General features: G+C 70.4%; 21 protein-coding genes and 1 pseudogene. 11 read left to right on the top strand and 11 right to left on the bottom strand.

Features of this window, described 5'->3' with window-relative positions; all coding sequences use genetic code 11:
- Positions 1–47: 47 nt before the first annotated feature.
- Positions 48–1661, bottom strand: coding sequence for an MFS transporter (locus OG507_RS11320; protein WP_327367051.1), 1614 nt, complete (start codon positions 1659–1661; stop codon positions 48–50).
- Between the two features lie 204 nt (positions 1662–1865).
- Between OG507_RS11320 and panB the strand changes: the two genes are divergently transcribed.
- The 3 genes from panB (at position 1866) to OG507_RS11335 (ending at position 4762) form a co-directional block, all read left to right on the top strand.
- The gene (gene panB / locus OG507_RS11325) at positions 1866–2753 is read left to right on the top strand and encodes a 3-methyl-2-oxobutanoate hydroxymethyltransferase (RefSeq protein WP_327367053.1); all 888 of its coding nucleotides are present in this window, start codon (positions 1866–1868) and stop codon (positions 2751–2753) included.
- Positions 2754–2903: 150 nt separating this feature from the next.
- On the top strand, positions 2904–3917 hold the full coding sequence (locus tag OG507_RS11330; RefSeq protein ID WP_327367055.1) for an ATP-binding cassette domain-containing protein: 1014 nt from the start codon (positions 2904–2906) through the stop codon (positions 3915–3917).
- On the top strand, positions 3914–4762 hold the full coding sequence (locus OG507_RS11335) for an ABC transporter permease (protein WP_327367056.1): 849 nt from the start codon (positions 3914–3916) through the stop codon (positions 4760–4762). Before OG507_RS11330 ends, OG507_RS11335 begins: the two co-directional genes overlap by 4 nt.
- Positions 4763–4796: 34 nt before the next feature.
- Here OG507_RS11335 and OG507_RS11340 read toward each other — a convergent pair whose 3' ends face one another.
- The gene (locus tag OG507_RS11340; protein WP_327367057.1) at positions 4797–8162 is read right to left on the bottom strand and encodes an AfsR/SARP family transcriptional regulator; all 3366 of its coding nucleotides are present in this window, start codon (positions 8160–8162) and stop codon (positions 4797–4799) included.
- A 225-nt stretch (positions 8163–8387) separates the two neighbouring features.
- Between OG507_RS11340 and OG507_RS11345 the strand changes: the two genes are divergently transcribed.
- Entirely contained in the window at positions 8388–9185 is a 798-nt protein-coding gene (locus OG507_RS11345; RefSeq protein ID WP_327367058.1) for a site-2 protease family protein, read from the top strand.
- Between the two features lie 468 nt (positions 9186–9653).
- Here the strand turns inward: OG507_RS11345 and OG507_RS11350 are convergent, their stop codons facing one another.
- The 5 genes from OG507_RS11350 to OG507_RS11370 all read right to left on the bottom strand — a co-directional run bounded on the left by OG507_RS11350 (position 9654) and on the right by OG507_RS11370 (position 17194).
- Complete coding sequence (locus tag OG507_RS11350) at positions 9654–12683, bottom strand: alpha-mannosidase (RefSeq protein WP_327367059.1); 3030 nt, start codon at positions 12681–12683, stop codon at positions 9654–9656.
- A gap of 55 nt (positions 12684–12738) precedes the next feature.
- The gene (locus tag OG507_RS11355; protein ID WP_327367060.1) at positions 12739–13992 is read right to left on the bottom strand and encodes a glycoside hydrolase 5 family protein; all 1254 of its coding nucleotides are present in this window, start codon (positions 13990–13992) and stop codon (positions 12739–12741) included.
- Positions 13993–14047: 55 nt separating this feature from the next.
- A complete protein-coding gene (locus OG507_RS11360) occupies positions 14048–14908 on the bottom strand; it encodes a carbohydrate ABC transporter permease (protein WP_327367061.1) in 861 nt (286 codons plus the stop codon).
- Entirely contained in the window at positions 14905–15774 is an 870-nt protein-coding gene (locus OG507_RS11365) for a carbohydrate ABC transporter permease (protein ID WP_327371935.1), read from the bottom strand. The genes OG507_RS11360 and OG507_RS11365 overlap by 4 nt, the downstream gene beginning before the upstream one ends.
- A 133-nt stretch (positions 15775–15907) precedes the next feature.
- A complete protein-coding gene (locus OG507_RS11370) occupies positions 15908–17194 on the bottom strand; it encodes an ABC transporter substrate-binding protein (protein ID WP_327367063.1) in 1287 nt (428 codons plus the stop codon).
- A 408-nt stretch (positions 17195–17602) separates the two neighbouring features.
- On the opposite strand from OG507_RS11370, the gene OG507_RS11375 reads away from it, so the two are divergent.
- Positions 17603–18622 carry a LacI family DNA-binding transcriptional regulator gene (locus OG507_RS11375; RefSeq protein ID WP_327371936.1) on the top strand — a complete coding sequence of 340 codons (1020 nt, stop codon included), beginning with the start codon at positions 17603–17605 and terminating at the stop codon, positions 18620–18622.
- A gap of 104 nt (positions 18623–18726) precedes the next feature.
- Positions 18727–18879 (top strand): annotated as a pseudogene (locus OG507_RS11380) (phytanoyl-CoA dioxygenase family protein); the annotation flags it as partial.
- Between the two features lie 59 nt (positions 18880–18938).
- Here OG507_RS11380 and OG507_RS11385 read toward each other — a convergent pair.
- Both OG507_RS11385 and npdG read right to left on the bottom strand, forming a co-directional pair.
- The gene (locus OG507_RS11385) at positions 18939–19115 is read right to left on the bottom strand and encodes a hypothetical protein (RefSeq protein ID WP_327367064.1); all 177 of its coding nucleotides are present in this window, start codon (positions 19113–19115) and stop codon (positions 18939–18941) included.
- Positions 19116–19211: 96 nt separating this feature from the next.
- Positions 19212–19922 carry an NADPH-dependent F420 reductase gene (gene npdG / locus OG507_RS11390; RefSeq protein ID WP_327367065.1) on the bottom strand — a complete coding sequence of 237 codons (711 nt, stop codon included), beginning with the start codon at positions 19920–19922 and terminating at the stop codon, positions 19212–19214.
- Positions 19923–20010: 88 nt separating this feature from the next.
- On the opposite strand from npdG, the gene OG507_RS11395 reads away from it, so the two are divergent.
- Both OG507_RS11395 and OG507_RS11400 read left to right on the top strand, forming a co-directional pair.
- Positions 20011–20613, top strand: a complete 603-nt coding sequence (locus tag OG507_RS11395; RefSeq protein ID WP_327367066.1) for a hypothetical protein — start codon at positions 20011–20013, stop codon at positions 20611–20613.
- Between the two features lie 119 nt (positions 20614–20732).
- Positions 20733–22034, top strand: a complete 1302-nt coding sequence (locus OG507_RS11400) for an MFS transporter (RefSeq protein ID WP_327367067.1) — start codon at positions 20733–20735, stop codon at positions 22032–22034.
- A gap of 108 nt (positions 22035–22142) precedes the next feature.
- Here the strand turns inward: OG507_RS11400 and OG507_RS11405 are convergent, their stop codons facing one another.
- On the bottom strand, positions 22143–22385 hold the full coding sequence (locus OG507_RS11405; protein ID WP_327367068.1) for a hypothetical protein: 243 nt from the start codon (positions 22383–22385) through the stop codon (positions 22143–22145).
- Positions 22386–22443: 58 nt separating this feature from the next.
- Here OG507_RS11405 and map point away from each other — a divergent pair, with 58 nt between their 5' ends.
- From map to OG507_RS11420, 3 genes are all read left to right on the top strand, one after another.
- Positions 22444–23301, top strand: coding sequence for a type I methionyl aminopeptidase (gene map, locus OG507_RS11410; RefSeq protein WP_327367069.1), 858 nt, complete (start codon positions 22444–22446; stop codon positions 23299–23301).
- Positions 23302–23594: 293 nt separating this feature from the next.
- The gene (locus OG507_RS11415) at positions 23595–24812 is read left to right on the top strand and encodes an IS110 family transposase (protein WP_327367044.1); all 1218 of its coding nucleotides are present in this window, start codon (positions 23595–23597) and stop codon (positions 24810–24812) included.
- 293 nt (positions 24813–25105) lie between these two features.
- A complete protein-coding gene (locus tag OG507_RS11420) occupies positions 25106–25771 on the top strand; it encodes a biliverdin-producing heme oxygenase (RefSeq protein ID WP_327367071.1) in 666 nt (221 codons plus the stop codon).
- Positions 25772–25919: 148 nt separating this feature from the next.
- Here the strand turns inward: OG507_RS11420 and OG507_RS11425 are convergent, their stop codons facing one another.
- On the bottom strand, positions 25920–26642 hold the full coding sequence (locus tag OG507_RS11425; RefSeq protein WP_327367072.1) for a PhzF family phenazine biosynthesis protein: 723 nt from the start codon (positions 26640–26642) through the stop codon (positions 25920–25922).
- Positions 26643–26684: the final 42 nt, after the last annotated feature.

Raw genomic sequence — 26684 nt, forward strand, 5'->3', positions numbered from 1 at the left:
GGGTCCGTCCGGAACCCGGGGGCGGCGTTCTCAGCTTTCCGGGGACGTCACCGGCCCGCCCCGGCACGTACCGGCCGTTCCTCCTCGCCCGAGCCGCCGGACTCCGGTCCGGCGGGCGTCCTCCCCGGCAGGAACATCGCGACCACGAGGGCGCCCACCAGCGCGATGGTCGCCGAACCGACGGCGGTGACATGCATCGCCTTCAGGAACGCGTCGTTCGCCGCGGCGATCAGCGGAGCCCCCTCCGCGCCCAGCTTGTCCGCGATGCCGAGCGTCGCCTCGATCGACTCCCCCGCCGCCTCCCTCGCACCGGCCGGAAGCGCGCCGAGGTGCCCCTCGATGGCGCCGCGGTAGACGGTGGACAGGACCGAGCCGAGCACGGCTATCCCGAGCGCCCCGCCGACCTGCCGGAACGTGTTGTTGACGGCCGATCCGGAACCGGCCTTCTCCCTGGGCAGCGCCTGCATCACGGAGACCGTGACCGGCGTCATCACATGCGCCATGCCCGTGCCCTGGACGAAGAAGAGCACACACAGCACCCAGACCGGTGTGGTCGCGTCGAACAGCGCGAACGCCGCGAGGCCGAGCGCGACCAGCAGCATGCCGACGGTGCAGACCATGCGGGCGCCGAACCGGTCGACGACCAGCCGGGCGCGCGGCGCGAAGATCATCTGGGCGACGGCCAGCGGCAGGATCAGCAGACCGGCCTGCAGCGCGCTCCAGCCGCGCACGCTCTGCATGTAGAAGGCGGAGAAGAAGGTCACGCCCATCAGCGCGAAGAAGACCAGTGCTATGGCGGCGACGGCCGCGGAGAACGACGGATCCTTGAAGTACGAGACGTCGATGGCCGGGTGGCCGGTGCGCTTCTCGTGCAGGACGAACACGACCAGGACGATCAGACCGCCGACGATCGAGAGGAGCACGACGGGGTCGGCGAAGTCGGCGAGCTGGCCGCCGCGGATGATGCCGTACACCAGCAGGACCAGGCCGACGACGGACAGCAGCACGCCGACCGGGTCCGTCCGGCCCGGGTTCGGGTCCTTGGAGTCCGGCACCAGCAGGACCATCGCGATCAGCGCGACGATCACCACGGGCACATTGACCAGGAAGATCGAGCCCCACCAGAAGTGTTCGAGCAGCAGTCCGCCGGTGATCGGGCCGATCGCGATGGCGAGGCCGACGCTGCCTGCCCAGATGCCGATGGCCTTGGGCTGCTCGTCGCGCTCGAAGACGTTCATCAGGACGGCGAGCGTGGACGGCATGACGAACGCGGCACCGAAGCCCATCACGGCACGCCAGGTGATCAGCTCGCCGGGCGAGCCGGACATGGCGGCGAAGGCGGAACCGACGCCGAAGAGGAGGATGCCGAAGAGCAGCACCTTCTTTCGGCCGATGCGGTCACCGAGCAGGCCCGCGGTGAACAGGAGTCCGGCGAAGACGAGCGTGTAGGCGTTGATCGCCCACTCCAGCTCGCTCTGGGTGGCACCGAGGCCGGTGGGTGCGGGACTGGCGATGGTCTTGACCGCGACGTTCAGGATCGAGTTGTCCAGCACCACGATGAGCAGGCTGAACATCAGAACGACGAGGATCGCCCAGCGGCGGCGGTGGACCGCTTCGGGAACCTGGGGCAGGGCGGCACGGGCGCCCGACGGTATGGACATGCCAGGACCCTAATACGATTTCAATACGAGACCGTCTCGTATTATAAAGTTTTTACCGCCGGGCGCCTCCCGGGGGACATGCGCGGACGCCATCCCGGGGCACGTGTGCGGGCCCACTTCCCGCGGACGGCCGGGGGATGCAACCATGGAACCGGTCCGGGGACGCCGTCAGGGCGCCTCGAGATGACGAAGGAGCCGTTGGCAATGTCGCTTCAGGCTGCGCAGAGCAAATCCGCCGCATCCCCCGCGGGAGCCCCCACCGACAGCAGCAAGGCGCTGTACGGAGGCAAGAGCACCCGCCGCATCTCCATCCATGACATCGCCGCCGCCACCGAGCGCGGCGAGAAGTGGCCCATGCTCACCGCCTACGACGCGATGACCGCGTCCGTCTTCGACGAGGCCGGCATCCCGGTCATGCTCGTCGGCGACTCCATGGGCAACTGCCATCTCGGTTACGAGACCACCGTGCCCGTCACGATGGACGAGATGACCATCCTTTCCGCCGCTGTCGTACGGGGCACCAGGCGCGCCCTGATCGTCGCCGACCTGCCCTTCGGGGCGTACCAGGAAGGGCCCGTCCAGGCCCTGCGCAACGCCACCCGGCTGATCAAGGACGCCGGGGTCGGTGCGGTCAAGCTGGAGGGCGGTGAGCGCAGCCACGAGCAGATCCGGCTGCTGGTCGACGCCGGTATCCCGGTCATGGCCCACATCGGTCTGACCCCGCAGTCCGTCAACGCCATGGGCTACCGGGTGCAGGGCCGCGGCGAGGAGGCCGCCCAGCAGCTGCTGCGCGACGCCAAGGCCGTGCAGGACGCGGGCGCGTTCGCCGTCGTCCTGGAGCTCGTACCGGCCGAGCTGGCCGCCGAGGTCACCCGCACCCTGCACATCCCGACCATCGGCATCGGCGCCGGTTCCGACACGGACGCCCAGGTGCTGGTCTACACCGACATGGTCGGGCTGACCGGCGGCAAGGTGCCGCGCTTCACCAAGCAGTACGCGAACCTGCGCAAGGTGCTCGGTGACGCGGCCAAGGAGTTCGCCGAGGAGGTCGTGTCAGGCGCCTTCCCGGCCCCGGAGCACACCTTCCACTAGTCCGGACAGTTCAGACCCGGGCCTGACCGGCAGAGAAGGCCCGGGCACGGACCACCACCGGCACCACCGACAGCCCGCCGACATCCCCCATCGGCGGGCTGTCGGCCTGCTGTCGGTGGATTGTCGGTGGCGCCTGGTGTCATAGTGGGCATGACGCGAATCGACAAGAACCCCAGGAGCGGCCCCAACGCCGTCGAGGTCCGGGGACTGGTCAAGCACTACGGCGAGACCAAGGCTCTGGACGGCGTGGACCTCGATGTCCGCGAGGGCACCGTGCTCGGTGTGCTCGGCCCCAACGGAGCCGGCAAGACCACGCTCGTACGCTGCCTCTCCACCCTGATCGTCCCCGACGCCGGACACGCCGTCGTGGCGGGTTACGACGTGGTGAAGCAGCCCCGGCAGCTGCGCCGCACCATCGGCCTGACCGGGCAGTACGCCTCGGTCGACGAGAAGCTCTCCGGCTGGGAGAACCTCTACATGATCGGGCGGCTGCTCGATCTGCCCCGCAAGAAGGCTCGGTCCCGCGCCGACGAGCTGCTGGAGCGGTTCTCGCTCACGGACGCGGCCAAGCGTGCCGCGATGGACTACTCCGGCGGCATGCGGCGCCGGCTCGACCTGGCCGCCTCCATGATCGGCAGCCCGGCCGTCCTGTATCTGGACGAGCCGACGACGGGGCTCGACCCCCGTACCCGTAACGAGGTCTGGGACGAGGTGCAGCGGATGGTCGCGGAGGGGGCGACCGTCCTGCTCACCACCCAGTACATGGAAGAGGCCGAGCAGCTCGCCAATGAGCTGACCGTCATCGACAAGGGCAGGATCATCGCCCGCGGCGGCGTCGACGAGCTCAAGGCGAAGGTCGGCGGCCGCACCCTGCAGATCCGGCCCTCGCTCCCCGCCGAACTGCCCGCGATGGCGCAGGCGATCAGAGAAGCCGGTCTCGACGGGGTCGCGGGCGCGCAGGCCGTCCCGGACGAGGGACTGCTGTACGTACCGATCCTCAGCGACGAGCAGCTGACCGCCGTCATCGGCCTGCTCGGTACCCGGGGCTTCTCGCTGGCGCATGTCGCCACCGCGCTGCCCAGCCTGGACGAGGTCTTCCTCGCCATCACCGGCGAGAAGAGCACTTCCGCCACCGACACGATCCCCGAGGAGGTCGCGGCATGAGCACGACGACCCTGAAGCCCGCCCCCGCCGCGCCCGCCCGGGTGAAGCCGGTCCACGACGAGGGCCGGATCGGACTGCGCAGCAATCTGCGGCACATCGGTGCGCTGGTGCGGCGCAATCTGCTCCAGATCAAGAAGGATCCGGAGTCGATGTTCGACGCGCTCCTGATGCCGATCATCTTCACGCTGCTGTTCGTGTACGTGTTCGGCGGCTCGGTCGGCGGCAGCATGGGCGGCGGCCGGCAGGAGTATCTGAACTATCTGATCCCCGGTCTGATGGCGATGATGGGCATGAACATCGCCATGGCGGTCGGCACCGGCGTCAACGACGACTTCCGCAAGGGCGTCATGGACCGGTTCCGGACGATGCCGATCGCCCGCTCCTCGGTGCTCATCGCCAAGATCGTCGTCGAGCTCGGCCGGATGATGGTCGCCACCCTGATCCTGCTGGCCATGGGATTCGCGCTCGGCATGGAGCTGCAGACCTCGGTTCTCGGGCTGATCGAGGCGGTCGCGCTGTCGGCGGTGTTCGGTGCCGCCATCATGTGGATCTTCATCCTGCTCGGACTGACCATGAAGACGGCCCAGGCGGTTCAGGGAATGGGGATGCTCGTGCTGATGCCGCTCCAGTTCGGCTCCTCGATCTTCGCCCCGACCAAGACGATGCCCGGCTGGCTCCAGTCGTTCACCGAGTACAACCCGCTCTCCAATCTGGCGGACGCGGCGCGCGGGCTGATGATGGGCGGACCGATCGCCCACTCGGTGTGGGTGACGCTCGGCTGGGCCGCGGTGCTGACCGCGGTGATGGCGCCTCTCGCGGTCGCCAAGTTCCGCAAGAAGTCCTGACCACCGGCCCGGCCGGGGACCGGACCCGGCGATCTCAGTCCCGGTGCGCGTCGACGAGGGCGGTGGCCTCCTCCAGGGAGAGGCCGCCGCCCTCGGCGTACGCGGCGTCGTAGGCGGCCCGGCCGAGGACGGCGACGGCCAGTTCCTCCGCCTGCGCGTAGTCCTGCCGCTCCATCGACGTCTGCACATGGCCCTTGGGCAGCAGCCCCTTGCCGGCCCCCAGCAGCCGGGCCGCGAGCACGGCCCGCCGCTCGCCGCCGAGCCCGCCCAACGCCCGTGCGATGGTGACGAGATGGATGACGGACATCTGCGGCGCCACCATCTGCGACAGCCGGTCGCGGGAGAGGGTCAGCGCCTCCAGGCCGCGGGGCAGGGCATCGGCGTACAGCCCGTCCTGGTTGTCCAGCCAGGCCAGTCCGCCCAGCACGAACCCCTCGAAGATCGCCACCGTCCGGGAGCTGAACTCCTCGCGCAGCGCCGTCAGCTGTTCGCGCGCCTCGCCCGTACGACCGCTGCGGCCCAGCCACATGGCGAGAAAGAGCTGGGCTGCGGGCATCGCCTCGTGTCCGGCCTGACGCCCCTCGGCGAGCACCTCGCGCAGGATCGCCTCGCCCTCCGCGCCACGGCCCAGTTCACTGAGAACGGACGCGTATCTGGTGCGCAGGACCGATACCTGGGACTGGGCACCGAGCTTCTCCGCATAGCCGATGGCGGCCTGGTAGTCCTCGGCCGCGCAGGTGTAAGCGCCCCGCCTCTCGTTGGCCTCGCCCCGGGAGGAGAGCGATTCGGCGGCGCCCCAGTCGTCGCCGAGCCGGCTGAAGATCTCCAGGCTCTCGTCGGCGTCCGTCTGCGCCTCGCCCGCCCATTCGGGCCGGTTGGCCAGCACATTGGCCCGCATCTGGAGGGCCGCGGCCAGCTCCCACTCGTATCCGAACTCCCTGCTGGCACGGACCGTTTCGTTCAGCAGCTCGCGCAGGTCGCTCGCGTCCCCGGTGAGCATGACCGCGAAGAACCAGAGCGACGCCGGGGTGCGGCAGGTCTGCGGCTGGCCCGGCCGGTAGGTGCGCGCGACGACGCGCAGCCGGGCCATGCTCCGCTCGTCGGCCCACTCGTCCTTGGCGTGGTCCATGCTGGCCAGCTGGATCAGGGCCACCTGGCGGCGGGCCTCCTGGAGCAGTTCGGGCCTCATGGGCGGCGGTGCGTCGGTGCAGCGTTCGAAGAGGTCGGGCGCGGGCTCGGCGGGCGGGGCGAAGGGGTCGGGGCCCAGTGCCGCGGTCGCGTCGGCCCACTGCCGCGCGTCGGCCCGCAGATCGCGCATCTGCCAGTACCAGCACAGCGAGAGCACCATGCAGAGCGCCTCCTGCTCGTCGCGGGCGGCGACGGCGCGGCGCAGGGCGGTGCGCAGATTCTCGTACTCGCGCTGGAGGAGTTCGATGACGGACCGCTGTCCGGCGCCGCGGAGTCCGGGCTCCGCGGCGCGGGCCAGCTCCCGGAAGTACACCAGGTGGTGCCGTTCCACGGTGTCCCGTTCCCCTGCCCCGTCGAGCCGTTCGGCGGCGTACTCACCGACGGTCTCCAGCAGCCGGTAGCGCATCTCGCCGTCGTCGGCGGGCGTGGCGACGACGAGGGACTTGTCGACGAGCGAGCCGAGCACCCCGGCGACCTCGCGCGCGTCCTGCGGCCCGTCCGCGCAGACGGCCTCGGCCGCGTCCAGGGTGCAGCCGCCCGCGAAGACCGACAGCCTGCGCAGTACGGCGTGTTCGGAGGCGTGCAGGAGATCCCAGGACCAGTCGACGACGGCGCGCAGGGTCTGCTGGCGGGGCAGTACGGTACGGGCCCCGCTGGTGAGCAGGCGGAACCGGTCGTCGAGCCGGTCGGCGATCTGGCGCGGGGTGAGCATCCGCAGCCGGGCGGCTGCGAGTTCGATGGCGAGCGGCAGTCCGTCGAGGCGGCGGCAGATCTCGGCGGCGGCAGCGGCGGTCTCCTCGTCGGCGTCGATCCGGAAGCCGGGCTTCGCGGCGGCCCCGCGGTCGGCGAGCAGCCGCAGCGCCATCGGGTCGGGCAGCGGGTCCACGGGGCGGACGAACTCTCCCGGCACCCCGAGGGGTTCACGGCTGGTCGCGAGCACGGTGACGCCGGGGCAATGGGCGAGCAGATGGTCGGCGAGGGCGGCGGCGGCCCCGACGAGGTGCTCGCAGTTGTCCAGGAGCAGCAGCATGCGGCGCCGGGAGCAGTGCTCGGTGAGGCGTACGAGGGGGTCGCCCGCGTTCCCTTCGGCGACCCTGAACTCCTCGGCGCCCGCCCCGCGCAGCACGGTCTCGCGGCCGCCGAGCGCGGTCAGCACGGCCTCCGGTACGGCCTCGGGGTCGTCGACGGGGGCGAGTTCGGCCAGCCAGACGCCGTCCGGCCAGGCGGGTGCGACGGACTCGGCGGCCTCCTGGGAGAGCCGGGTCTTGCCCGCGCCGCCGGGGCCCAGGAGGGTGACGAGCCGGGCGTGCGAGAGGTCCTCGCGCAGGGCGTCGATATCGCCCTCGCGCCCGACGAAGCTGGTGAGCCTGGCCCGGAGGTTCGTGTGCGGGGGCGGGGCGGTGGGAGGCCGGGGATGGGAGGGCCGGTGCGGGCCGGCTGCCGTGGTCGCCGCCGCCTCGGCCCTCGTAGCCGCTGTGGCCGGGCGCGCCCCGTCCTGGCGGAGCAACTCGGCGTGCAGGGAGCGCAGTTCGGGGCCGGGGTCGGTACCGAGGCGGTCGGCGAGGACGGTGCGCACCTCGTCGTAGGCCGCCAGCGCCTGCGCCGTACGCCCGGCGTCGCGCAGGGCCCGCAGCCGCAACGCCTGGAGAGGTTCGTCGATCGGGTGCTCGGCGCAGAGCGCGGCCAGTTCGGGCAGGGCCTCGTCCGCGCGGCCGAGCGCGAGGGCCGCGGCGAGCCCGCTGCGGCGGGCGTCCAGCCGACGGGCCGCCCAGCGGGCCGCGACGGCGCCGTGGCCGGGCAGATCGGCCAGGGCCGGTCCGCGCCACAGGGCGAGCGCGTCGTCGAGCACGGTCCGGGCCTTCGCCGCGTCGCCCTCCGCCAGCGCCCGCGCCCCTTCCCCCGCGAGCCGCTCGAAGCGGTAAAGGTCGACCGCGTCCGGCTCGGCGGCGAGCCGGTAGCCGCTCTCCGCGGAGGTGATCGCGGAATGCCCGAGGGCCCGCCGGAGCCGTCCGACGAGCGCCTGAAGCGCGCCCACCGCGTCGGCCGGCGGATCGCCGTCCCACACCTCGTCGACGAGCACGGCCGCCGGGACGGTGCGGCCGGGGCGCAGCGCCAGGACGGTGAGCAGGGCACGCAGCCGCGCCCCGCCGATGGCGACGGCCGTGCCGTCGTCGCGGAGTGCCTGGGTGGTCCCGAGGATGCAGTAGCGCACGCGCCTATTCTCCGTGACCGAAATCGGGAAGTGGACGCATGTACGTCCGTATCCGTGTTCGCCGTGTGCCGGGATCGCTCGTCATGCCCCCACCCTTCACGGAACCACCGCCCCCGCGCGAGACGTTTGTGACGTGTCGCCTGTACGGTCGCACTCGCCGTCCGCCCCGCCATGTCACGCCCGCCCCGCCACGCCCCCGCCCGGCCAGCCACCTGGAGTCCGCCGATGACCACCGCAGCAGCCCGCAGCGACCGGCGGATCAGCCCGGTCTTCCTCGGAATCGTCGCCGTGACGGCGGTCTCGGGCTGGGCGGTGTGGACGGATTTCACACAGTGGCCCGGGATCCCGCTCTTCCTCTTCGTGACGGCGGCCTGGGTGGTTTCGCTTTGTCTGCACGAGTACGCGCACGCCCGTACCGCGCTGCACAGCGGGGACATCTCCATCGGGGCGAAGGGCTATCTGACCCTGAATCCGCTGAATTACACCCACGCGCTGCTGAGCATCGTGCTGCCGGTGCTGTTCGTGATCATGGGCGGGATCGGGCTGCCCGGTGGTGCGGTGTTCATCGAGCGGGGCCGGATCCGCGGGCGCTGGAGGCACAGCCTGATCTCGGCGGCGGGGCCGCTGACGAACGTGCTGTTCGCGCTCGTCTGCACGGCGCCGTTCTGGCTGCACGCGCTGGACGGTGTCCCGGTCGCCTTCCAGTACGCGCTCGGGTTCCTGGCGCTGCTCCAGGTCACCGCGGCGATCCTCAACTTCCTCCCGGTCCCGGGGCTGGACGGCTACGGCGTGATCGAGCCCTGGCTCCCGCACCGGATCCGGCGGCAGGTCGAGCCGTTCGCCCCGTTCGGACTGATCGCGATCTTCGCCCTCCTGTGGATCCCCGAGCTCAACCACTCGTTCTTCGACGTGATCCACGCCCTGCTGCGGGCGCTGGGCATCAGCGACGCCACGACGTACTGCGGCTTCGACACCTACCGCTTCTGGCGGACGGCCGATCCGTTCTGCGCGGTCAACGGCTGACGAGGGCGGTCTGCGGCCCGCCCCCTGGAGGTCCGGGGGGGCGGGCCGAATGGGATGCGGACCAGGTGCTCGACAACGTGCGTGACCTTGTCGTCGAGCACCTGCCCCACCCGCAGCATGCCTGGCGGCCGGAAACTCCGCGGTGTGGCCGAGGCGTGCGAGGAGCTGGACCGCGTCTCGCGAGTGCTGAAGAGCGCTGTCCGCATGACCGGATCGCTCGGACCGTCGTCCGTACGCATGGCGTGGACGGGCTCGAAGCCGTGTCGGGCGCAGGCCCAGGACAGCACCCGGTCGCGGGGGGCGGCGGGGCCGGAGACGTGTTCGCCCGCCTCCGGCGGCCCGAGCGCCGGTCGGGGCGGACCGTGGCCGGCCGGCCTGCGGCGTACTCACGAGAAAGCTCATGGCTTTCCGCCGCAGTCCGGCCATCCCCTCAGCGGCTGATGAGCAGCGATGCGTCAGCGGCACGCATCAGCTGCGCCCGAACCGCAGCGTGATCAGCTCGAACGGGCGCAGCGTCAGCTGTACGCCGTCGCCCGCCCGCTCCGGTACCGTCGCCCCGGTCAGCGGCCGCTCCAGCAGGTCGGTCGCCACGAGGTCACCGAGCTCGGATCCCACACCGAGCCGGACCCTGGCGCGGCCGCCCGTCGACTCGTAGAGCCGTACGACCACATCGCCGCTCGCGTCGTCGGCCAGCTTCACCGCGCTGACGACGACCGCATCGTTGTCGACGGTCACGAGTGGTGCCACCTCACGGTCGCCGGCCACCCGGCGCTCCGGAAGGTTGATCCGGAAGCCCTCGCGGACCGCGTCGCCGATCGTCGCGCCGGGCACGAGCGCGTGGCGGAAGCGGTGCACGCCCTGGTCGGTCTCGGGGTCGGGGAAACGCGGGGCACGCAGCAGGGACACCCGGACGGTGGTGGTCGTCCCGGCATCGGAGTCGCGAACTGTACGGGTCACGTCGTGGCCGTAGGTCGAGTCGTTGACGAGCGCGACGCCCCAGCCCGGCTCCTCCACGTGGACGAAGCGGTGGTTGCATGCCTCGAACTTGGCCGCCTCCCAACTGGTGTTGGTGTGGGTGGCCCGGTAGAAGTGGCCGAACTGTGTCTCGGAGGCGTACCGCTCGGCATGGATGTCCAGCGGGAACGCGGCCTTGAGGAACTTCTCCGTCTCGTGCCAGTCGACCTCGGTGTCGATGTCGAGCCTTTTGGCGCCCGGGGCCAGTGTCAGCAGCTGGGTGACCTTCGAGTCGCCGAAGCTGCGGACGATGCGTACGCCGACCGAGCCGTCGTCCTCGACAGGGGTGAGCTCGTCCAGGTCCGTCAGGTCGGTGACGGAGTTGCGGTAGAACGCGTCGACGTCCCACGCGTCCCACATGTTCGGGAAGTCGGGGTGGATCTGCAGCAGGTTGGCCGCCCGGCCGGGCGCCACGGTCTCGCGCTCGGCACCGATGTCGTACACGGACACCACCAGACCGCGGCCGTCGATCTCGACCCGCAGCAGGCCGTTGTCCAGTACGTGGCCGCCGGCCTCGCGCGGTGCGAGCTGTCCGCCGCTGCCCACGGTGGCGGCGGCGGCGCCACCGGCCGGGACGCCGCCGCGGGTGTGCGGTGCGGAGTTGAAGAGGAGCGTCCCTCCCGCCGCGGTGTCGCCGGCCAGGGCACGCTGCGCCGCGTCCACGATGCCGTTCAGTTCCTCGGCGACGGCCGCGTAGGTCTTCTCGGCCTCGCGGTGCACCCAGGCGATCGAGGAGCCGGGCAGGATGTCGTGGAACTGGTGCAGCAGGACCGTCTTCCAGATCCGGTCCAACTGCCCGTACGGGTAAGGGAACCCGGTCCGCACGGCGGCGGTGGCGGCCCACATCTCGGCCTCGCGCAGCAGGTGCTCGCTGCGGCGGTTGCCCCGCTTGGTCCTCGCCTGGCTGGTGAGGGTGGCGCGGTGCAGCTCCAGGTAGAGCTCGCCGACCCACACCGGGGCGTTCTGGTACTCCGCCTCCGCCTTGGTGAAGAAGTCGGTGGGGGTCTCCCAGGTCACGGTGGCCGACCCTTCGAGGCTGCGCATCCTGGCCGCCTTCGCGACCATCTCGCGCGTGGTGCCGCCGCCTCCGTCGCCCCAGCCGGTCGGCGCGAGGGAGTGCTGGGCGACGCCCTTGTCCTTGAAGTTCTTCGCCGCGTGGGCGATCTCGCTGCCCTTCATCGAGCAGTTGTAGGTGTCGACGGGCGGGAAGTGGGTGAAGATCCGGGTGCCGTCGATGCCTTCCCACTGGAAGGTGTGGTGGGGGAACTTGTTGGTCTGGCTCCACGAGATCTTCTGCGTGAGCAGCCACTTGGAGCCCGCCGCCTTGATGATCTGCGGCAGACCTGCGGCGAATCCGAACGTGTCGGGCAGCCACGCCTCGTCGTTCTCGATGCCGAACTCGTCGAGGAAGAACCGCTTTCCGTGCACGAACTGGCGGGCCATCGCCTCGGAGCCCGGCATGTTCGTGTCGGACTCGACCCACATGCCGCCGGACGGCACGAACCGCCCGTCCGCCACGGCCTTCTTGACCTTGGCGTAGACCTCGGGACGGTGTTCCTTGATCCAGGCGAACTGCTGGGCCTGGGACATCGCGAAGACGAAGTCGGGCTCGTCCTCCAGGAGAGCGGTCATGTTGGACGTCGTACGGGCGACCTTGCGGACCGTCTCGCGCAGCGGCCACAGCCAGGCGGAGTCGATATGTGCGTGGCCGACGGCGCTGATGCGGTGTGCGGACGGCTCGGCGGGGGTGGCGAGGACGTCGGCGAGCTCGGCGCGGGCGGCGGCCGCGGTGCCGTTCACGTCCTGCAGATCGACCGCGTCGAGGGCGCGGCCGATCGCTCGCAGGAGGTCCCAGCGGCGGGCGGCGTCGACGGGAAGTTCCTGCATCAGCTCGCCCAGCACCTCCAGGTCCTGGACGAGGTTCCACACGTTCTCGTCGAAGACGGCGAGATCCATCCGGGCGAGGGTGTACTGCGGTTCGCTGCCCGCGGTCTCCTTGTCGCCGAGCTGCGTCGGCAGGAAGGGGTGGTAGTCGAGTATGACCGGGTTGGAGGCGGCCTCGATGTGCAGCAGCACCTCCTCGCCGCCCGCGACGGGGGCGGCGATGCGCACCCACTGATTGCGCGGGTTGAGGCCCTTCACCGGGGTGCCGTCGGGCCGGTAGACAAGGCCCTCGCACTGGAAGCCCGGCATGTTCTCGTCGAAGCCGAGGTCGAGGAGTGCCTCGACGGTGCGGCCCGCCCATGCCTGCGGGACGGTTCCGGAGACCCGGAACCAGCTGGTGCCCCAGGGCGCGCCCCACCGGTCGCCCACCGCGATCGGTGCGGTCGGGCCGGCGAGGCCCTCGGCAACGGGTACGGGCTCGCCCGGCGCAGTCCAGACGGCGACGTCCAACGGTATGGATTGCGGGTATACGGCCGGCCGGATGCGCTCGTCGAGAACGCGCTTGAGACGGGCTTCGACCAGGGTGCGGTCGTCATGCATGAGGGTGACTCCGTGGTGGGTTGGGGTGCGGGTCCGGTTGCGTGGCAGGGGTGCGTCAGCGGACCTGGTCCGGGACGAGGACGTCGGTGATGCCGCGCGCGGCCAGGTGCTCCTTGTTCCCGGCCTGGCTCGCGAGGACGGCGGTGGGCCGGACCCCGTCCGCGGTGAGCCGGGCGAACGCCTCGAAGAACGCTCCGCCGGGGGCACATGTGGAGCGCCGGGGCGCGGTGTCGTCGTCTCCGGTGTCGACGACGAGTGCGGTGGTGCGGGGCGCCGGGCGGTACTCCGTGTCCCGCCGGTCCGCCACGATCCCGGCAATGGCCTTCCCGGCCGGTTTGACCTGCCGGTCGTTGGTCAACAGGCCCAGGCTGTATTCGAGTTCGGGGAAGTCTGCCAGCGACCGGGACACGTCGTGGGAGCACCACCAGGTGACGCCCCACACGTCCTCGCAGTCCAGTGCGTTCGCCACGGTCGCCTCGGTGAACGCGGCGGCGTGCTCGGCGGGGATGAGTGGCGAGGGGGCACCGACCTCCTGCAGCCAGACGGGCCGGTGCGGGTCGGTGGCCCACGCCTTGGACAGTTCGATCAGATACGCGGCGTGGTGCTCGGTGGCGGTTCCGGTGCGGCCGTGCCGTTGGGCGGTGCCGTTGAAGACCCAGGAGTGCACGGCGGTGACCACGCCGATCCGGGCCGCGTGGGCGGGCGTGAACGCGTGGTCGTCCTGGTACCAGGCGGCGTCGTACTCGGCGTGCAGATGCAACTTGCCCGGCGCCCCCTCCTCGCAGGCGGCGAGCAGGGTACGCAGCCAACTTCCCGCCTGTACGGGGGTGATGGGATCCGGGTCGGGGTGCGGAGGACCTGAGAACTGGTTGATCTCGTTACCCAGGGTCATTCCGATGAAGTTCGGTCGGTCGGCGAGGGCCGCGGCGAGCGTACGCAGGTATTCGGCCTGGCCCGCCACCACGTCCGGGTCGGTGAAGATGTTGCGCCGGTGCCAGGTCTGCGTCCACGCGGGCAGGAAGTCGAAGCTCGACAGGTGTCCCTGCAGTCCGTCCACATTGACGTCGAGGCCGCGCTCGGCCGCTGCGTCGGCGAGCTGGACGAGCTGCTCGACGGCGCGCGGCCGGATCAGGGTGCGGTTGGGCTGGAAGAGCGGCCAGAGCGGGAAGACCCGGATGTGGTCGAGGCCGAGGCCGGCGATCGAGTCCAGGTCGGCGCGCACGGCGTCGAGGTCGAAGTCCAGCCAGTGGTGGAACCAGCCCTGGCTGGGTGTGTAGTTGACGCCGAAGCGCAGCGGGGAGTGAGGCATACGGTACGGGTGTCCTGGTTCTGTGGTGCGAAGGGGCGGAGGGAGGCGGGGGCGGTCAGCCCTTGACGGCGCCCTCCCCGACACCCCGGAAGAAGAAACGCTGCAGGCAGGCGAAGAGCACGATGAGCGGGAGCACGGCGATGATCGTGCCCGCGGCGACGAGCCGTTCGTCGTTCGCGAACGTGCCGTGCAGATAGTTCAGCCCGATGGTCAGGGTGAAGTTCGCCGGGTCGCTCAGCACGATCAGCGGCCACAGGAAGTCGTCCCAGGCCCCCATGAAGGCGAAGATCGCGACGACGGCGAGGGTGCCTCTGACCGAGGGAAGGGCGATCCAGAAGAACCGCTGCCAGACATTGGCGCCGTCGACGAACGCAGCCTCCTCCACCTCGTGCGGAAGGTTGAGGAACGCGTTGCGCATCAGCAGGACGTTCATCGCGGCGACGGATCCCGGCAGCAGCACACCGATCAGGGTGTTGTTCAGACCGAGCTCACGCATGGTGGTGAACTGGGCGATGATGATGCCCTCGACGGGTACGAGCATGGCGAGGATGAACGCCAGCGTCGCGGCCCTGCGCCCCCGGTACCGCATCCTGGCCAGCGCGTAGCCGGCCAGCGCGGAGCCGACGCAGTTGGTGACCACATTGGCGGTCGCCACCTTGACGGAGTTCAGCGCGTAGTCCCAGGCCGGGATGGTCTCGGCGACCCGCGTGTAGTTGTCCAGGGTGGGGTGGCCGGGGAAGAACTTCGGCGGGGAGCTGAAGATGTCCTCTCCGGGCCCCTTGAGGGAGGTCGAGAGCTGCCACAGGAACGGTCCGACGGTCAGCGCGAGTACGGCGAGCAGCAGGACGTAGCGCAGCAGGAGCTGCCATATCGGGATGCGGCGGCCGTCGCCGTCGGTGAGGGTCAGGATGCTCATGTGTCCTCCTTGCGGTCGGCGCGGAGCACCAGGAGCATCAGAGCGACCGTCACGACGAAGATGACGACGGAGATCGCGGAGGCATAGCCGACCCGCCCGGTCAGCCCGGTGCCGACGCGCTGGACGAGCATCACCAGGGTGGTGTCCTCACCGGCCGGGCCGCCGGAGGGACCGGCCATCAGATAGACCTCGGAGAACGCCTTGAAGGCGGCGACCGACGCCAGCGCCCCGACGAGGACCATGGTGGAGCGGACGGCGGGAACGGTCACGGTGAAGAACCGGCGGACGGCGCCGGCGCCGTCCACGGAGGCCGCCTCGTGGAGTTCCCTGGGGACGTTGGCCAGCGCGGCCAGATAGATGATCATGTAGTAGCCGAGGCCCTTCCAGACCGTGACCGTCATCGCGCTGAGCAGCAGCAGCCACTGGTCGCTCAGGAAGCCGACCCGGCCGATCCCCACCGCCTCCAGTACCGCGTTGACCAGCCCCCGGTCGTCGAGCATCCACACCCAGATCAGCCCCACGACGACGATGGAGGCGACGACGGGGGTGTAGAAGGCGGAGCGGAAGAACGTGATGCCGGGGATGTTCCGCTGGACGAGCATCGCCAGGAGCAGCGGCAGGAGAACGAGGGCGGGCACGACTCCGACCACGTACAGCGTGCTGTTCCGCAGCCCGATCCAGAACATCTCGTCGTGGATCAGCTCCTGGAAGTTCGCCAGGCCGACGAACTTCCCGGGCATCAGCGTCCGGCGGTCCGTGAAGGCGTTGACCAGGGTGCTGAAGAACGGGAACAGGCTGAAGGTTCCGACGACGAGCAGGCCGGGGGCCGCGAACAGCCATGGGCTGAAGGGGAGATGGCGGCGTATCCGGTGGCCGGGGAGCCGGCCGGACCGGCGGTCGCCGGGACGTGCGCCCCGAGCCGCCGGTACCGCTGCGCCGCTGTCCCGGATCGGCGGAGTTGCCGTGGCCGATTTCACGAGGGGGGTCTTCACGGGGAGCTCAGCTCTGCTGCAGCAGCCGGTCGCAGGCCTTGACAGCGTTGTCAAGAGCTTCCTTGGGGCTCTGCTTGCCCTGGAGCGCCTTCGCCACCTGGTTGCGCAGCTCGGTCTTCATCTGGTCGCTGAAGAGCACCGGCGTGTAATTGACCGCCGTTTTGAGGGACTTGGCGGCGGCGATCCGGACCCGGGTCACATCGGTGCCGTCCTCCTCGGTGAAGTACGGGTCGTCGAGGGATCCGGCGGTGCTCGGGAAGATGGCGACCTGCTTCGCGAAGTCCATCTGCCGCGTCGCGTCGGTCACGTAGTGGGCGAAGGCCACGGCCGTCGGCTTCTGCTTCGTCTGCGCGTTCACCATGACGCCCATGACGTACATGTTGGCCTTGCCGGTGCTGCTGATCTGGTCGGTGATCCCGATGTTCTTGTAGAGACTCGGGGCCTGCTTCTTGAAGTTCTCCAGGTCCAGTGCGCTGCCCGGGTTCATCGCCACGGACCCGGTCAGGAACTTGTGGCCGGACGACTCGGGGGTCGCGGTCAGCGCCTGCGGGTCGAGTGCCTTGGCGTCGTACAGCTCCTTGTAGTGGGTGAGCAGTTCGACACCCTTGGCGTCATTGAAGGCGAAGCCCGTGCCTTCCTTGTTCATCAGCTGTCCGCCGTAGCGGCCGAAGTCCTCGATGGTGGGCACGTTGGCCAGTGTGGCGACCTTGCCCTTGCTCTTGGTGGCCAGTTCCAGACCTGCGTCGAAGAGTTCGTCGTAGGTGGTCGGCGGCTTCTCGGGGTCGAGTCCGGCGTCCTTGAAGAGGGACTTGTTGTAGAAGAGCGGTCCGGTGTTGAGGTACCAGGGGAAGGCGTAGGTCCCTTCCATGCCCGGCATCTGGTGGCTCTGCCAGGCGCCCGGCAGGTACTCCTTGCGGTACTTCGCCGCCGCCTTGTCGAGGTCCAGTGCGAGCCCCGCCTTGGCCAGCGGTGCGACCAGGTCGGGCGAGACATTGACGACGTCCGGCAGCGTGCCGCCGGCCGCGTCGGCGCTGATCTTGTCCGCGTAGCCCTCGGCCGGCCGGTCGACCCACTTGACCTCGGTCCCCGGGTACTTCTTCTCGAAGTCCGCGATCACCCCGTTGAAGTAGTCCTTGAAGTTCGCCTGCAGGTTCCAGGTCTGGAAGGTGATCTTTCCTTCGACCTTCCCGGAGGCGTCGGACGAGTTGTCGCCGGATCCGCCTCCGCACGCGCTCAGCGGCAGGACGGTGGCGAGTACGGCGGCAGCGGCTACTGCTCTGCGGGAGATACGCACGGTGAACGGCTCCTTTGCTCGGACCAGGCGTGCGGACGACAGGCCGAGGTCGACGACACTCCGGCTGCGTACGCCCAGCAGACCTTCCAATGCACACGGCGCAAAGTCAATACATTCGCCTGAAGTTAGCCTCAACTTTTCATATACTTGCAGGTCAGAGCGGTATATGGAGCTATTGACGACGCTTGACTAATGCGCTTTAGAGGCCTTGCACTCAAGCGCATTAGTTGACCGAGCACTTCGGTCGACCAAAGCACCGGCAAGGCTTACGATGCACCGGGGGCGAGTGAGCACCACGCCTCCCAGGAGCGACGGGGAACGCAGGAAGAGGGGCACCGGGTGACACCGAAGGGGCCGCCGGCCGAGGAGACCCGGCCGGCAAAGCGCACACCCGCGCGACGGCCGACCATGAAGGACATCGCCCAGCGCGCCGGAGTGTCGGAGAGCGCCGTCTCCTTCGCGCTCAACGACCGCCCCGGCGTCTCGGAGATCACCCGGGACCGGATCCGGCGCGTCGCCGAGCAGTTGGGCTGGCGGCCGAGCACCGCCGCCCGCGCGCTGTCGGGCGAGGGGTCGGCCACCGTGGGGCTGGTCGTGGCGCGCCCGGCGGCGAGCCTGGGCGTGGACTCGTTCTTCCTCCAGCTGATCTCCGGCATCCAGGAGGTGCTGGCCGAGCGTCAACTCGGGCTGCTCTTCCAGGTGGTGGAGGATGTCGAGGCCGAGTGCGCCGTCTACCGGCGCTGGTGGGCGGAGCACCGCGTCGACGGGGTGCTCGTCGTCGATCCCCGTACGGACGACCCCCGCCCCGGCCTGCTGGACGAACTCGGGCTGCCCGGAGTCGTGATCGGGGCCCTGCCCGGCAGCGACACGGGTCCGCACCCGGGGCTCTCGCAGGTGCGCGCGGACGATGCGGGCGCCATGGCGGCGATCGTCGGCCGGCTGCACGAGCTGGGCCATCGGCGCATCGTGCACATCGCGGGGCTGCCTTCCCTCGCCCACACCGACCGACGCATCCGCTCCCTGCGCATCGAGGCCGACCGGCGCGGGCTGGCCGAGGCCCACTCGGTGACCACGGACTACTCCGATACGGAGGGCGCGGCCGTCACCCGCAGAGTGCTGGAACAGTCCACGCCGCCGACCGCGATCATCTACGACAACGATGTGATGGCCGCGGCCGGAGCCACGGTCGTCGCGGGCCTCGGCCGCTCCGTTCCCGGCGATGTCTCGGTCGTGTCGTGGGAGGACTCCGCGCTGTGCCGGCTGACGGTCCCCTGGCTGACCGCACTTTCCCGGGACACGGTCGCGTTCGGACGGATCGCCGCACGCGAGCTGACCGCACTGCTCGACGGCGGCGCGGCCCGCACCGTACAGGTGCCTCTGCCCGGGCTGATCGAACGCGGGAGTACGGCTCCGGCACACGGCAGTTGACGGGCATGACGGTACCCATGCCACCGCATACCGGATGCGCGTCCGCTCCCTGCGCACTCCGACGACGTCGGGGAGTCCCGGTTCACGGTTGTTCCCGGTCGGGCATCTCAGGCACACTACACAGTCTGGTGGGCCCGGGTCCCACCGTCGACCACCACGCGGTGCATCTACGCAGCCCCGGGCAAGGCGACGCCCAGAACCTGCATGGCGACGCCATCATCGACGTGAGGCCCGACGCGTTCGACGTCCCGCATGACCGAAGGGGCCACCCGGTCTGACGGCCGGACAGCCCCTCACCAAGATCGTCATGAGTCTTCTAACCCGCGGCGGCCTGGGAGCGGTGCCGGCGCAGATAGAACCACGCCATGTTGGACGAGAGCCCGGCCAGCAGGACCCAGACGATGCCGAACCAGCTGCCCTGGACGAACGAGATCACGGCCGCGACGACGGCCAGGACGCAGACGGCGATGGCGTAGAGAGCGAGGCGGGGCATGGGGATCGGCTCCTGTCCGGGGTGATGCACGGTCCCGTCCAGTGTCCCTCATGCCCCTTTCCGCTCGTCGCAGGGTGCGCCGGTAGCGCGTCCGGCTCAGACGTCGGTGATACGCAGACCCGCGTGCGCCTTGTAGCGGCGGTTGACGGAGATCAGGTTGGCGACCAGCGACTCGACCTGGTGGGCGCCCCGCAGCCGCCCGGCGAAGACGCCGCGCATGCCGGGGATGCGGCCGGCGAGGGCCTGCACGAGGTCGGTGTCGGCGCGGGCCTCGCCCAGCACCAGCACATCGGTGTCGATCTCCTCGACGGTCTCGTCCTGGAGCAGCACCGCCGAGAGGTGGTGGAAGGCGGCGGTGACCCGGGACTCCGGCAGCAGGGCGGCGGCCTGCTCGGCGGCGCTGCCCTCCGCGGGCTTCAGGGCGTAGGCGCCCTTCTTGTCGAAGCCGAGCGGGTTGACGCAGTCGATGACGAGCTTGCCCGCGAGTTCGTCGCGCAGCGACTCCAGGGTCTTGGCGTGCCCGTCCCACGGCACGGCGACGATCACGACGTCGCTGCGCCGGGCGCACTCCGCGTTGTCCGCGCCCTCGACACCGTGTCCCAGCTCGTCGGCGGCGGCCTGCGCGCGGTCGGCGGCGCGGGAGCCGATGATCACCTTCTGCCCGGCGCGGGCGAAGCGGTAGGCGAGCCCGCGGCCCTGCGGTCCGGTGCCGCCGAGCACACCGACGGTCAGCCCGGACACATCGGGGAGGTCCCAGGGGTCCTTGGCGGGAGGCTTGGGTGCGCTGCCGTTGTCATTCGTAGTCATGGGCCCGACATTACTGCGCGCCCCCCGTTCGGCTGGTTCGGCGCCGTTCGCCCGTGCGGGGGGCGGTCCTGCGGCATGATGCCGGGCCATGGATGCCGTACGCGTCGCCCTGCTGCGTGAAGTACTCGCCGGGACCGAGTGGCCCGCGGCGACCCGGCGGTTCGCCGGGTCGCTCAGGTCGTCCGTCGTCCCGCAGGGCGGCGGGCTGCTGCTGGTGGGGACGGCGGCGTACGAGCCGTGGCACCTGGCGGCCCATCTGGTGGACGAGTCCACCTGGTCCGGGCTGCCGGAGCTGACGCCCACGCTCGTACGGCACCGGGTGGAGCCGGGCGATCCGGTGCATCTGGCCGTCGGTCTGGGCCGGATCGAGGCGGCCGGGCGGGGCGAGACACTGCTCCTGGTGGCCCCGGAGCGGCCCTGCGCCGGACTGCTGGAGCGGGTGCACGACGCCCGGCGGGCCGGAGCGACGGTCCTCTCGCTGGACGACGGCGATCCGGAGGTGCGGGGGCTGGCCCACGAGACGCTCGCGGCGACCGGCGCCGACGACGTCGACCTGGACATCGTGCAGCATCTGGTGAGCGCGGCGGCCGGGGAGAACAGCGCCCCCGCGCCGCGCGGCCGCCGCCGCTTCCGGGACCGGCTGTCCCGCCTCGCCGACCAGCTGACGGCCCCGCCACCGGCCCGGTGGTGAATGCCCGGGATGCCGGGGGGGCGGAGCGGCTGGCGGGCCGGGGGCTGGGGGCCGAAGGCTGGGAGCTGGGGCGAAAAGCTGTTGCACAGGGCACCTACGGCGTCGGACCATGACCCCTCGTGACCTCAGCTCCCTCCCCTGCCGCCCGGCTCGCCGCTCTGCTGCCCGACCTCTCGCCCCTGCGCTCCTCGGCCGACTTCCGGCTGCTGTGGGTCCAGGGCCTGGTGACCTACTTCGGCAGCTTCATGGCACTGATCGCGCTGCCGCTCCAGATCAAGGAGCTGACGGGTTCACCGCTGGCCGTCGGTGCGATGGGCGCGGTCGAGCTGGTGCCGCTGGTCGTCTTCGGCCTGTACGGCGGGGCGCTCGCGGACTCCGCGGACCGCCGCAAGGTGATCCTGGGCACCGAGGCGGGGCTGGGGCTGCTCGCTCTCGTACTCCTGGTGAACGCCGCGCTGCCCGACCCGATGCTCTGGCCGCTCTACCTCGTCGCGGGCGGGGTCTCCGCGCTCTCCGGGCTCCAGCGGCCCGCGCTGGACTCCCTGATGGCCCGGATCGTGCCGCACGACCAGCTGACCGCGGCCGCCGCGCTGAACTCGCTGCGCTGGCAGTTCGGCGCGATCACCGGCCCTGCGGTGGCGGGGCTGGTGGTGGCCTACGCCGGTCACGCCACGGCGTACATGGTCACGGTGGTCACGTTCGCCGTCTCCGTGCTCCTGTGTCTGCGCCTGGCGCCCGCTCCGCCCGCCCGCGACGGCCAGAAGCCCTCGCTGCGCGGCATCGCCGAGGGAGCGAGGTACGCCTGGAGCCGCCCGGTGCTGCTGGGGACGTACGCGGTCGACCTGGCGGCGATGTTCTTCGCCTACCCGAACACGATCTTCCCGTTCCTCGCGGACGAGCTGGACGCCGAATGGTCGCTGGGCCTGATGTACGCGGCGGGTTCGGTCGGCTCGCTGGTCCTGGGCCTGACCAGCGGCTGGACGTCGCGGGTGCGGCGGCACGGGCTGTTCGTCGTCTTCGGGGCCGCGGTGTGGGGGCTGGCGATCGCGGCGGCCGGGTGGTTCAGCGGGGTGTGGCCGGTGCTGGTCTGTCTGGCGGTGGCGGGCGCGGGCGACATGCTCAGCGGTCTGGGCCGCTCCACGATCTGGAACCAGACCATCCCGGAGGAGCTGCGGGGCCGGCTGGCGGGCATCGAGGTGCTCTCGTACAGCGTCGGCCCACAGCTGGGCCAGGTGCGGGCCGGCGCGATGGCGGGCTGGACGGGGACCCGCTCCGCGATCTGGAGCGGGGGTGTGGCGTGCGTGGCCTCGGTCGCGCTGCTCACGGCGGCACTGCCGAAGCTGCTGACGTACGACTCCGAGACGGACGAGGACGCGGTGCGCAGGCGTGAAGCCCGGGAATCCAGCCCCTCCGGCGTCTGAGGTGCGGGGGCTTCGCCCCCGGACCCCGGGCCCTCGATCGCGCAGACCTCGATCGCCCGGCCTTCGATCTCCCGGCCTTCGATCACCCGGCCTTCGATCACCCGGACCTCAGTCGCCGGACGGGCCGGATTCTCCCCCGGTCGTGCCCCGGTCGTGCCACTTGGGGTCCGTCTCCCACTCGAGATTCCGCTCCTGCGCCGTCTGCATCGCGTGCTCCGCCTCCTCACGCGTGGTATATGGCCCGAAACGGTCCTTGGCCGGGCACTCGGGCCCCTCCTCGACCTTCTGATGCTGCAGGCAGTAGTACCACTCGCCCGGCTTGCCGACCGTGCGCTTCTTGAACAGGGCCATCGTCGGCTCCTTCCCTCGGGGCCATGCTGCCCCAAGCACGCTGGTTAGACTCGCTGACATGTCTGGCCAGTCGCTGCTCGTACCCGGGGAGATCACTCCCATCCGTTCCGTGCCCGGAAACATCCGGCGTCCCGAATATGTGGGCAAGCCGGCCCCCACCCCGTACACCGGTCCGGAGATCCAGGACGCCGACACCATCGAGCGCATGCGCATCGCGGGCCGGATCGCCGCGCAGGCGATGGCGGAGGCCGCGAAGCACATCGCGCCGGGCGTCACGACGGATGAACTCGACCGGGTCGCCCATGAGTTCATGTGCGATCACGGCGCCTACCCGTCGACGCTCGGCTACCGCGGATTCCCCAAGTCGCTCTGCTCCTCGCTCAACGAGGTGATCTGCCACGGCATCCCGGACTCCACCGTGCTGCGCGACGGCGACATCGTCAACCTCGATGTCACGGCGTACATCAACGGTGTGCACGGCGACAACAACGCCACGTACTTCTGCGGCGACGTGGACGAGGAGTCCCGGCTGCTCGTGGAGCGCACCGAGGAGTCGCTGAACCGGGCCATCAAGGCGGTCCGGCCGGGCCGGCAGATCAATGTCATCGGGCGGGTCATCGAGTCGTACGCGAAGCGCTTCGGGTACGGCGTGGTGCGCGACTTCACCGGGCACGGGATCAATTCCTCGTTCCACTCCGGTCTGATCATCCCGCACTACGACAGCCCGCACGCGACCACCGTCATACAGCCCGGCATGACGTTCACCATCGAGCCGATGCTGACGCTGGGCAGCCATGACTACGACATGTGGGACGACGGCTGGACCGTGGTGACGAAGGACCGCAGGCGCACCGCCCAGTTCGAACACACGCTGGTGGTGACGGAGACGGGCACCGAGATCCTGACGCTCCCGTAACCACACGGACAGCTCCTCCGCAAGCGGCCGCCCCGTTATCTTTTTCGCGGTCCTGCAACGGGGCCGCTGGCCTCCGGGCCCGGTATGACTGTTGCCCCCTGTCGAAGGCATGACCTGGGGGGTGGTGTCGCCGGGTCCGGGGGTGTTCGTCGGAGACGCTGATCAGAGGTCCGGCCACCGTCCGGTCCGGCGCAATGCCGGGCAGTTCGCGGGCGGCAGGTCTGCATAACGTGGATGCGCGAGCACGACACCCGAGCCGAGGCCGGCACCGTCAACACCCCTGGAAGGGTGCGATGTTCGAGATCGAAGACGTGGGCGTGTTCCTCGGCCTGGACGTCGGCAAGTCCGCTCACCACGGCCACGGACTCACCCCGGCCGGCAAGAAGGTCTTCGACAAGCCGCTGCCCAACAGCGAACCGAAGCTGCGGGCCGTGTTCGACAAACTTGCCGCGAAGTTCGGCACCGTCCTGGTCATCGTGGACCAGCCCGCCTCCATCGGTGCCCTCCCGCTGACCGTCGCCCGCGACGCCGGCTGCCGCGTCGCCTACCTGCCCGGCCTGGCCATGCGCCGGATCGCCGACCTCTACCCCGGCGAGGCCAAGACCGATGCCAAGGACGCCGCGGTGATCGCGGACGCGGCCCGCACCATGCCGCACACCCTGCGCTCGCTCGAACTCACCGACGAGATCACCGCCGAGCTCACCGTCCTCGTCGGCTTCGACCAGGACCTCGCCGCAGAGGCCACCCGCACCTCCAACCGGATACGCGGCCTGCTCACCCAGTTCCACCCCTCCCTGGAACGCGTCCTCGGGCCACGTCTGGACCACCAGGCTGTGACCTGGCTGCTGGAGCGCTACGGCTCCCCGTCCGCCCTGCGCAAAGCCGGCCGCCGCAGGCTCGTCGAACTGATCCGGCCCAAGGCCCCACGCATGGCCCAGCGGCTGATCGACGAGGTCTTCGACGCGCTCGACGAGCAAACCGTTGTGGTCCCGGGCGCCGGCACCCTCGACATCGTTATCCCCTCTCTCGCCGCGTCCCTGGCCGCCGTCCACACCCAACGCCGGGCAATGGAAGCCCAGATCAACGCCCTGCTGGAGGCCCACCCTCTTTCCCAGGTCCTGACCTCGATGCCCGGCGTCGGCGTCAGGACCGCCGCCGTCCTGCTGGTCACCGTCGGCGATGGCTCCAGCTTCCCCACCGCCGCCCACCTGGCCTCCTACGCCGGTCTCGCGCCCACGACAAAGCAGTCGGGCACCTCTATCCACGGCGAACACGCCCCCCGAGGCGGAAACCGGCAGCTCAAACGCGCCATGTTCCTCTCTGCCTTCGCCTGTATGAACGCCGACCCCGCCTCCCGCGCCTACTACGACAAGCAACGCGCCCGCGGCAAGACCCACACCCAAGCCCTCCTCCGCCTCGCCCGCCAACGCATCAGCGTCCTGTTCGCCATGCTCCGCGACGGCACCTTCTACGAGACTCGGGCGCCGAAAGACGTTGAGCTCGCCGCGTGACCCCAGCAACACCGAACTACCCCAAACCCACCACGGGCGCCTTGACGAAACACATAGAGGCACCCCCGGGCGGCCGCTTTTGCGTGCTCCGGCACGGAGGCGGATACGGGCGTATCGTTTTTACCGACAGGCCGTCGGGAAGCTGTTGACTTAGGTAAGCCTAAGTAAGAAGATCGGGGATGTCGACAGCCGCTGCCGTACGCAGTCGCTGCCGATGCTCATGCCTCTGTTTCTTCCTCTGCTCACGCTTTCTCTCTGGACTTCCCGTCCCCCTCGGTCCCCGGAGGCCCGCCTTGGACGCAACCGCCGCCGCCACGCCCTTCTCGACGCTGATCCGCACCGCGTCGCACGAGCAGCACACCGAGGCGGAGACCTCGACCTTCATGAGCGACCTGCTCGGCGGACGCCTCGGAGTCGACGCGTACACGCGCTACACCGAGCAGCTGTGGTTCGTGTACCAGGCGCTGGAGGAGGGGGCCCAGGCGCTGCGGAGCGACCCGGTCGCCGGTCCGTTCATACAGCCCGAGCTGATGCGCACCGCGGAGCTGGAGCGCGATCTGGCCCATCTGCGGGGTGCCGGCTGGCGCGAGGGCCTGGCGCCGCTGCCCGCCACGGCCGTGTACGCCGCCCGGGTCGCCGAGTGCGCCCGCACCTGGCCCGCCGGTTACATCGCGCACCACTACACCCGCTACCTCGGCGACCTCTCGGGCGGCCAGATCATCCGCGACAAGGCGGAGCGGACCTGGGGCTTCGCGCGCAAGGGTGACGGGGTCCGGTTCTATGTCTTCGAGGGGATCTCCAACCCCGCCTCGTTCAAGCGGGGTTACCGCGAGCTGCTGGACGCGGTGAACGCGGACGATCTGGAGAAGCAGCGCATCGTCGACGAGTGCAAGCGGGCGTTCGCGCTGAACACGGCGGTGTTCCGGGAGCTGGGCGAGGTGTTCCCGCTCAGCGCGTAGCGCCTTTGCGGCGCGGCGTCGGGGGTGGCCGGGTCGATTGGTCGGCCCGGTTCATCATGCTGTCTTTGCCCTCAATCGCCGGACGGGCTGGATTTTCCGCCCGTCGGGCTGGGTTTTCCGCCGGGCAAGCCGAAATTGGGATGAGGCGCTAACCACGGACGACGAGGGCGACGCGGCCTCCGATCTCCACTGTGCCGTCGGGTGCGGGTGCGGTGAGGATCTGGGAGCCGCGTCCTTGTGCGATGTTGAGGGCGCGGCCCAGCTCCGCGCTGAGCAGCAGTGCCGCAGCCCCCGTCGCCTCGTCCTCCACGATCCCCCCGGTGCAAGCCCCGGCTCCACCGGAGCGGCTGACGCCGCGCTCATCGATTCGCCGCGGGAACGCCCGCGCCCTGACCCGTCCCGCCGCCTCGTCCTCCCAGGCCCATACGTACAGCCAGCCCTCGCCCGGCGGCGGCCCGGTCAGCGCCTCCACCTCGGCGACGGACGCGTACCGCTCCAGCGTGCGCGGCGGCGCCCACTCGGGGCGTGCGGTGATCCAGGTGAACTCCCCGTCCTGGCGGGCGAAGATCTCCCCGACCGGCAGCTCCAGGATCTCCAGATCGAGCAGCCAGGCGGTGCCGACGAGCGGATGCCCGGCAAAGGGGAGGCGGAGTCCCGGGGTGTAGATGTCGACGTGCCCGCGCTCGGGGTCGTCGACGAACACGGTCTCGCTGAAGCCGAGCCGGCGGGCCAGCGCCTGCCGGGACGCCTCGTCGGGGTATGTACGCCCGTCGCGTACGACACCGAGGTGGTTGCCGTACCGGCCGTCGGGACCGCAGAACACGCGCAGTACGTCGATGCCTGCGGGTACGTCGAAGTCGCTGTCGCTCACGTGGGCATTCAAGCACCGCCCGGGTGACGGCCGTACAGCTGG

Source organism: Streptomyces sp. NBC_01217 (assembly GCF_035994185.1).
GTDB lineage: Bacteria > Actinomycetota > Actinomycetes > Streptomycetales > Streptomycetaceae > Streptomyces.

Excerpts from the sequence above, each read along its gene's own strand:
- OG507_RS11345 (WP_327367058.1), top strand. The coding sequence starts at position 8,388 with ATGACCACCGCAGCAGCCCGCAGCGACCGGCGGATCAGCCCGGTCTTC.
- map (WP_327367069.1), top strand. The coding sequence starts at position 22,444 with ATGTCTGGCCAGTCGCTGCTCGTACCCGGGGAGATCACTCCCATCCGT.
- OG507_RS11355 (WP_327367060.1), bottom strand. The coding sequence starts at position 13,992 with ATGCCTCACTCCCCGCTGCGCTTCGGCGTCAACTACACACCCAGCCAG.
- OG507_RS11405 (WP_327367068.1), bottom strand. The coding sequence starts at position 22,385 with ATGGCCCTGTTCAAGAAGCGCACGGTCGGCAAGCCGGGCGAGTGGTAC.
- OG507_RS11415 (WP_327367044.1), top strand. The coding sequence starts at position 23,595 with ATGTTCGAGATCGAAGACGTGGGCGTGTTCCTCGGCCTGGACGTCGGC.
- OG507_RS11335 (WP_327367056.1), top strand. The coding sequence starts at position 3,914 with ATGAGCACGACGACCCTGAAGCCCGCCCCCGCCGCGCCCGCCCGGGTG.
- OG507_RS11360 (WP_327367061.1), bottom strand. The coding sequence starts at position 14,908 with ATGAGCATCCTGACCCTCACCGACGGCGACGGCCGCCGCATCCCGATA.
- OG507_RS11375 (WP_327371936.1), top strand. The coding sequence starts at position 17,603 with ATGAAGGACATCGCCCAGCGCGCCGGAGTGTCGGAGAGCGCCGTCTCC.
- OG507_RS11330 (WP_327367055.1), top strand. The coding sequence starts at position 2,904 with ATGACGCGAATCGACAAGAACCCCAGGAGCGGCCCCAACGCCGTCGAG.
- OG507_RS11320 (WP_327367051.1), bottom strand. The coding sequence starts at position 1,661 with ATGTCCATACCGTCGGGCGCCCGTGCCGCCCTGCCCCAGGTTCCCGAA.
- OG507_RS11350 (WP_327367059.1), bottom strand. The coding sequence starts at position 12,683 with ATGCATGACGACCGCACCCTGGTCGAAGCCCGTCTCAAGCGCGTTCTC.
- OG507_RS11395 (WP_327367066.1), top strand. The coding sequence starts at position 20,011 with ATGGATGCCGTACGCGTCGCCCTGCTGCGTGAAGTACTCGCCGGGACC.
- panB (WP_327367053.1), top strand. The coding sequence starts at position 1,866 with ATGTCGCTTCAGGCTGCGCAGAGCAAATCCGCCGCATCCCCCGCGGGA.
- OG507_RS11385 (WP_327367064.1), bottom strand. The coding sequence starts at position 19,115 with ATGCCCCGCCTCGCTCTCTACGCCATCGCCGTCTGCGTCCTGGCCGTC.
- npdG (WP_327367065.1), bottom strand. The coding sequence starts at position 19,922 with ATGACTACGAATGACAACGGCAGCGCACCCAAGCCTCCCGCCAAGGAC.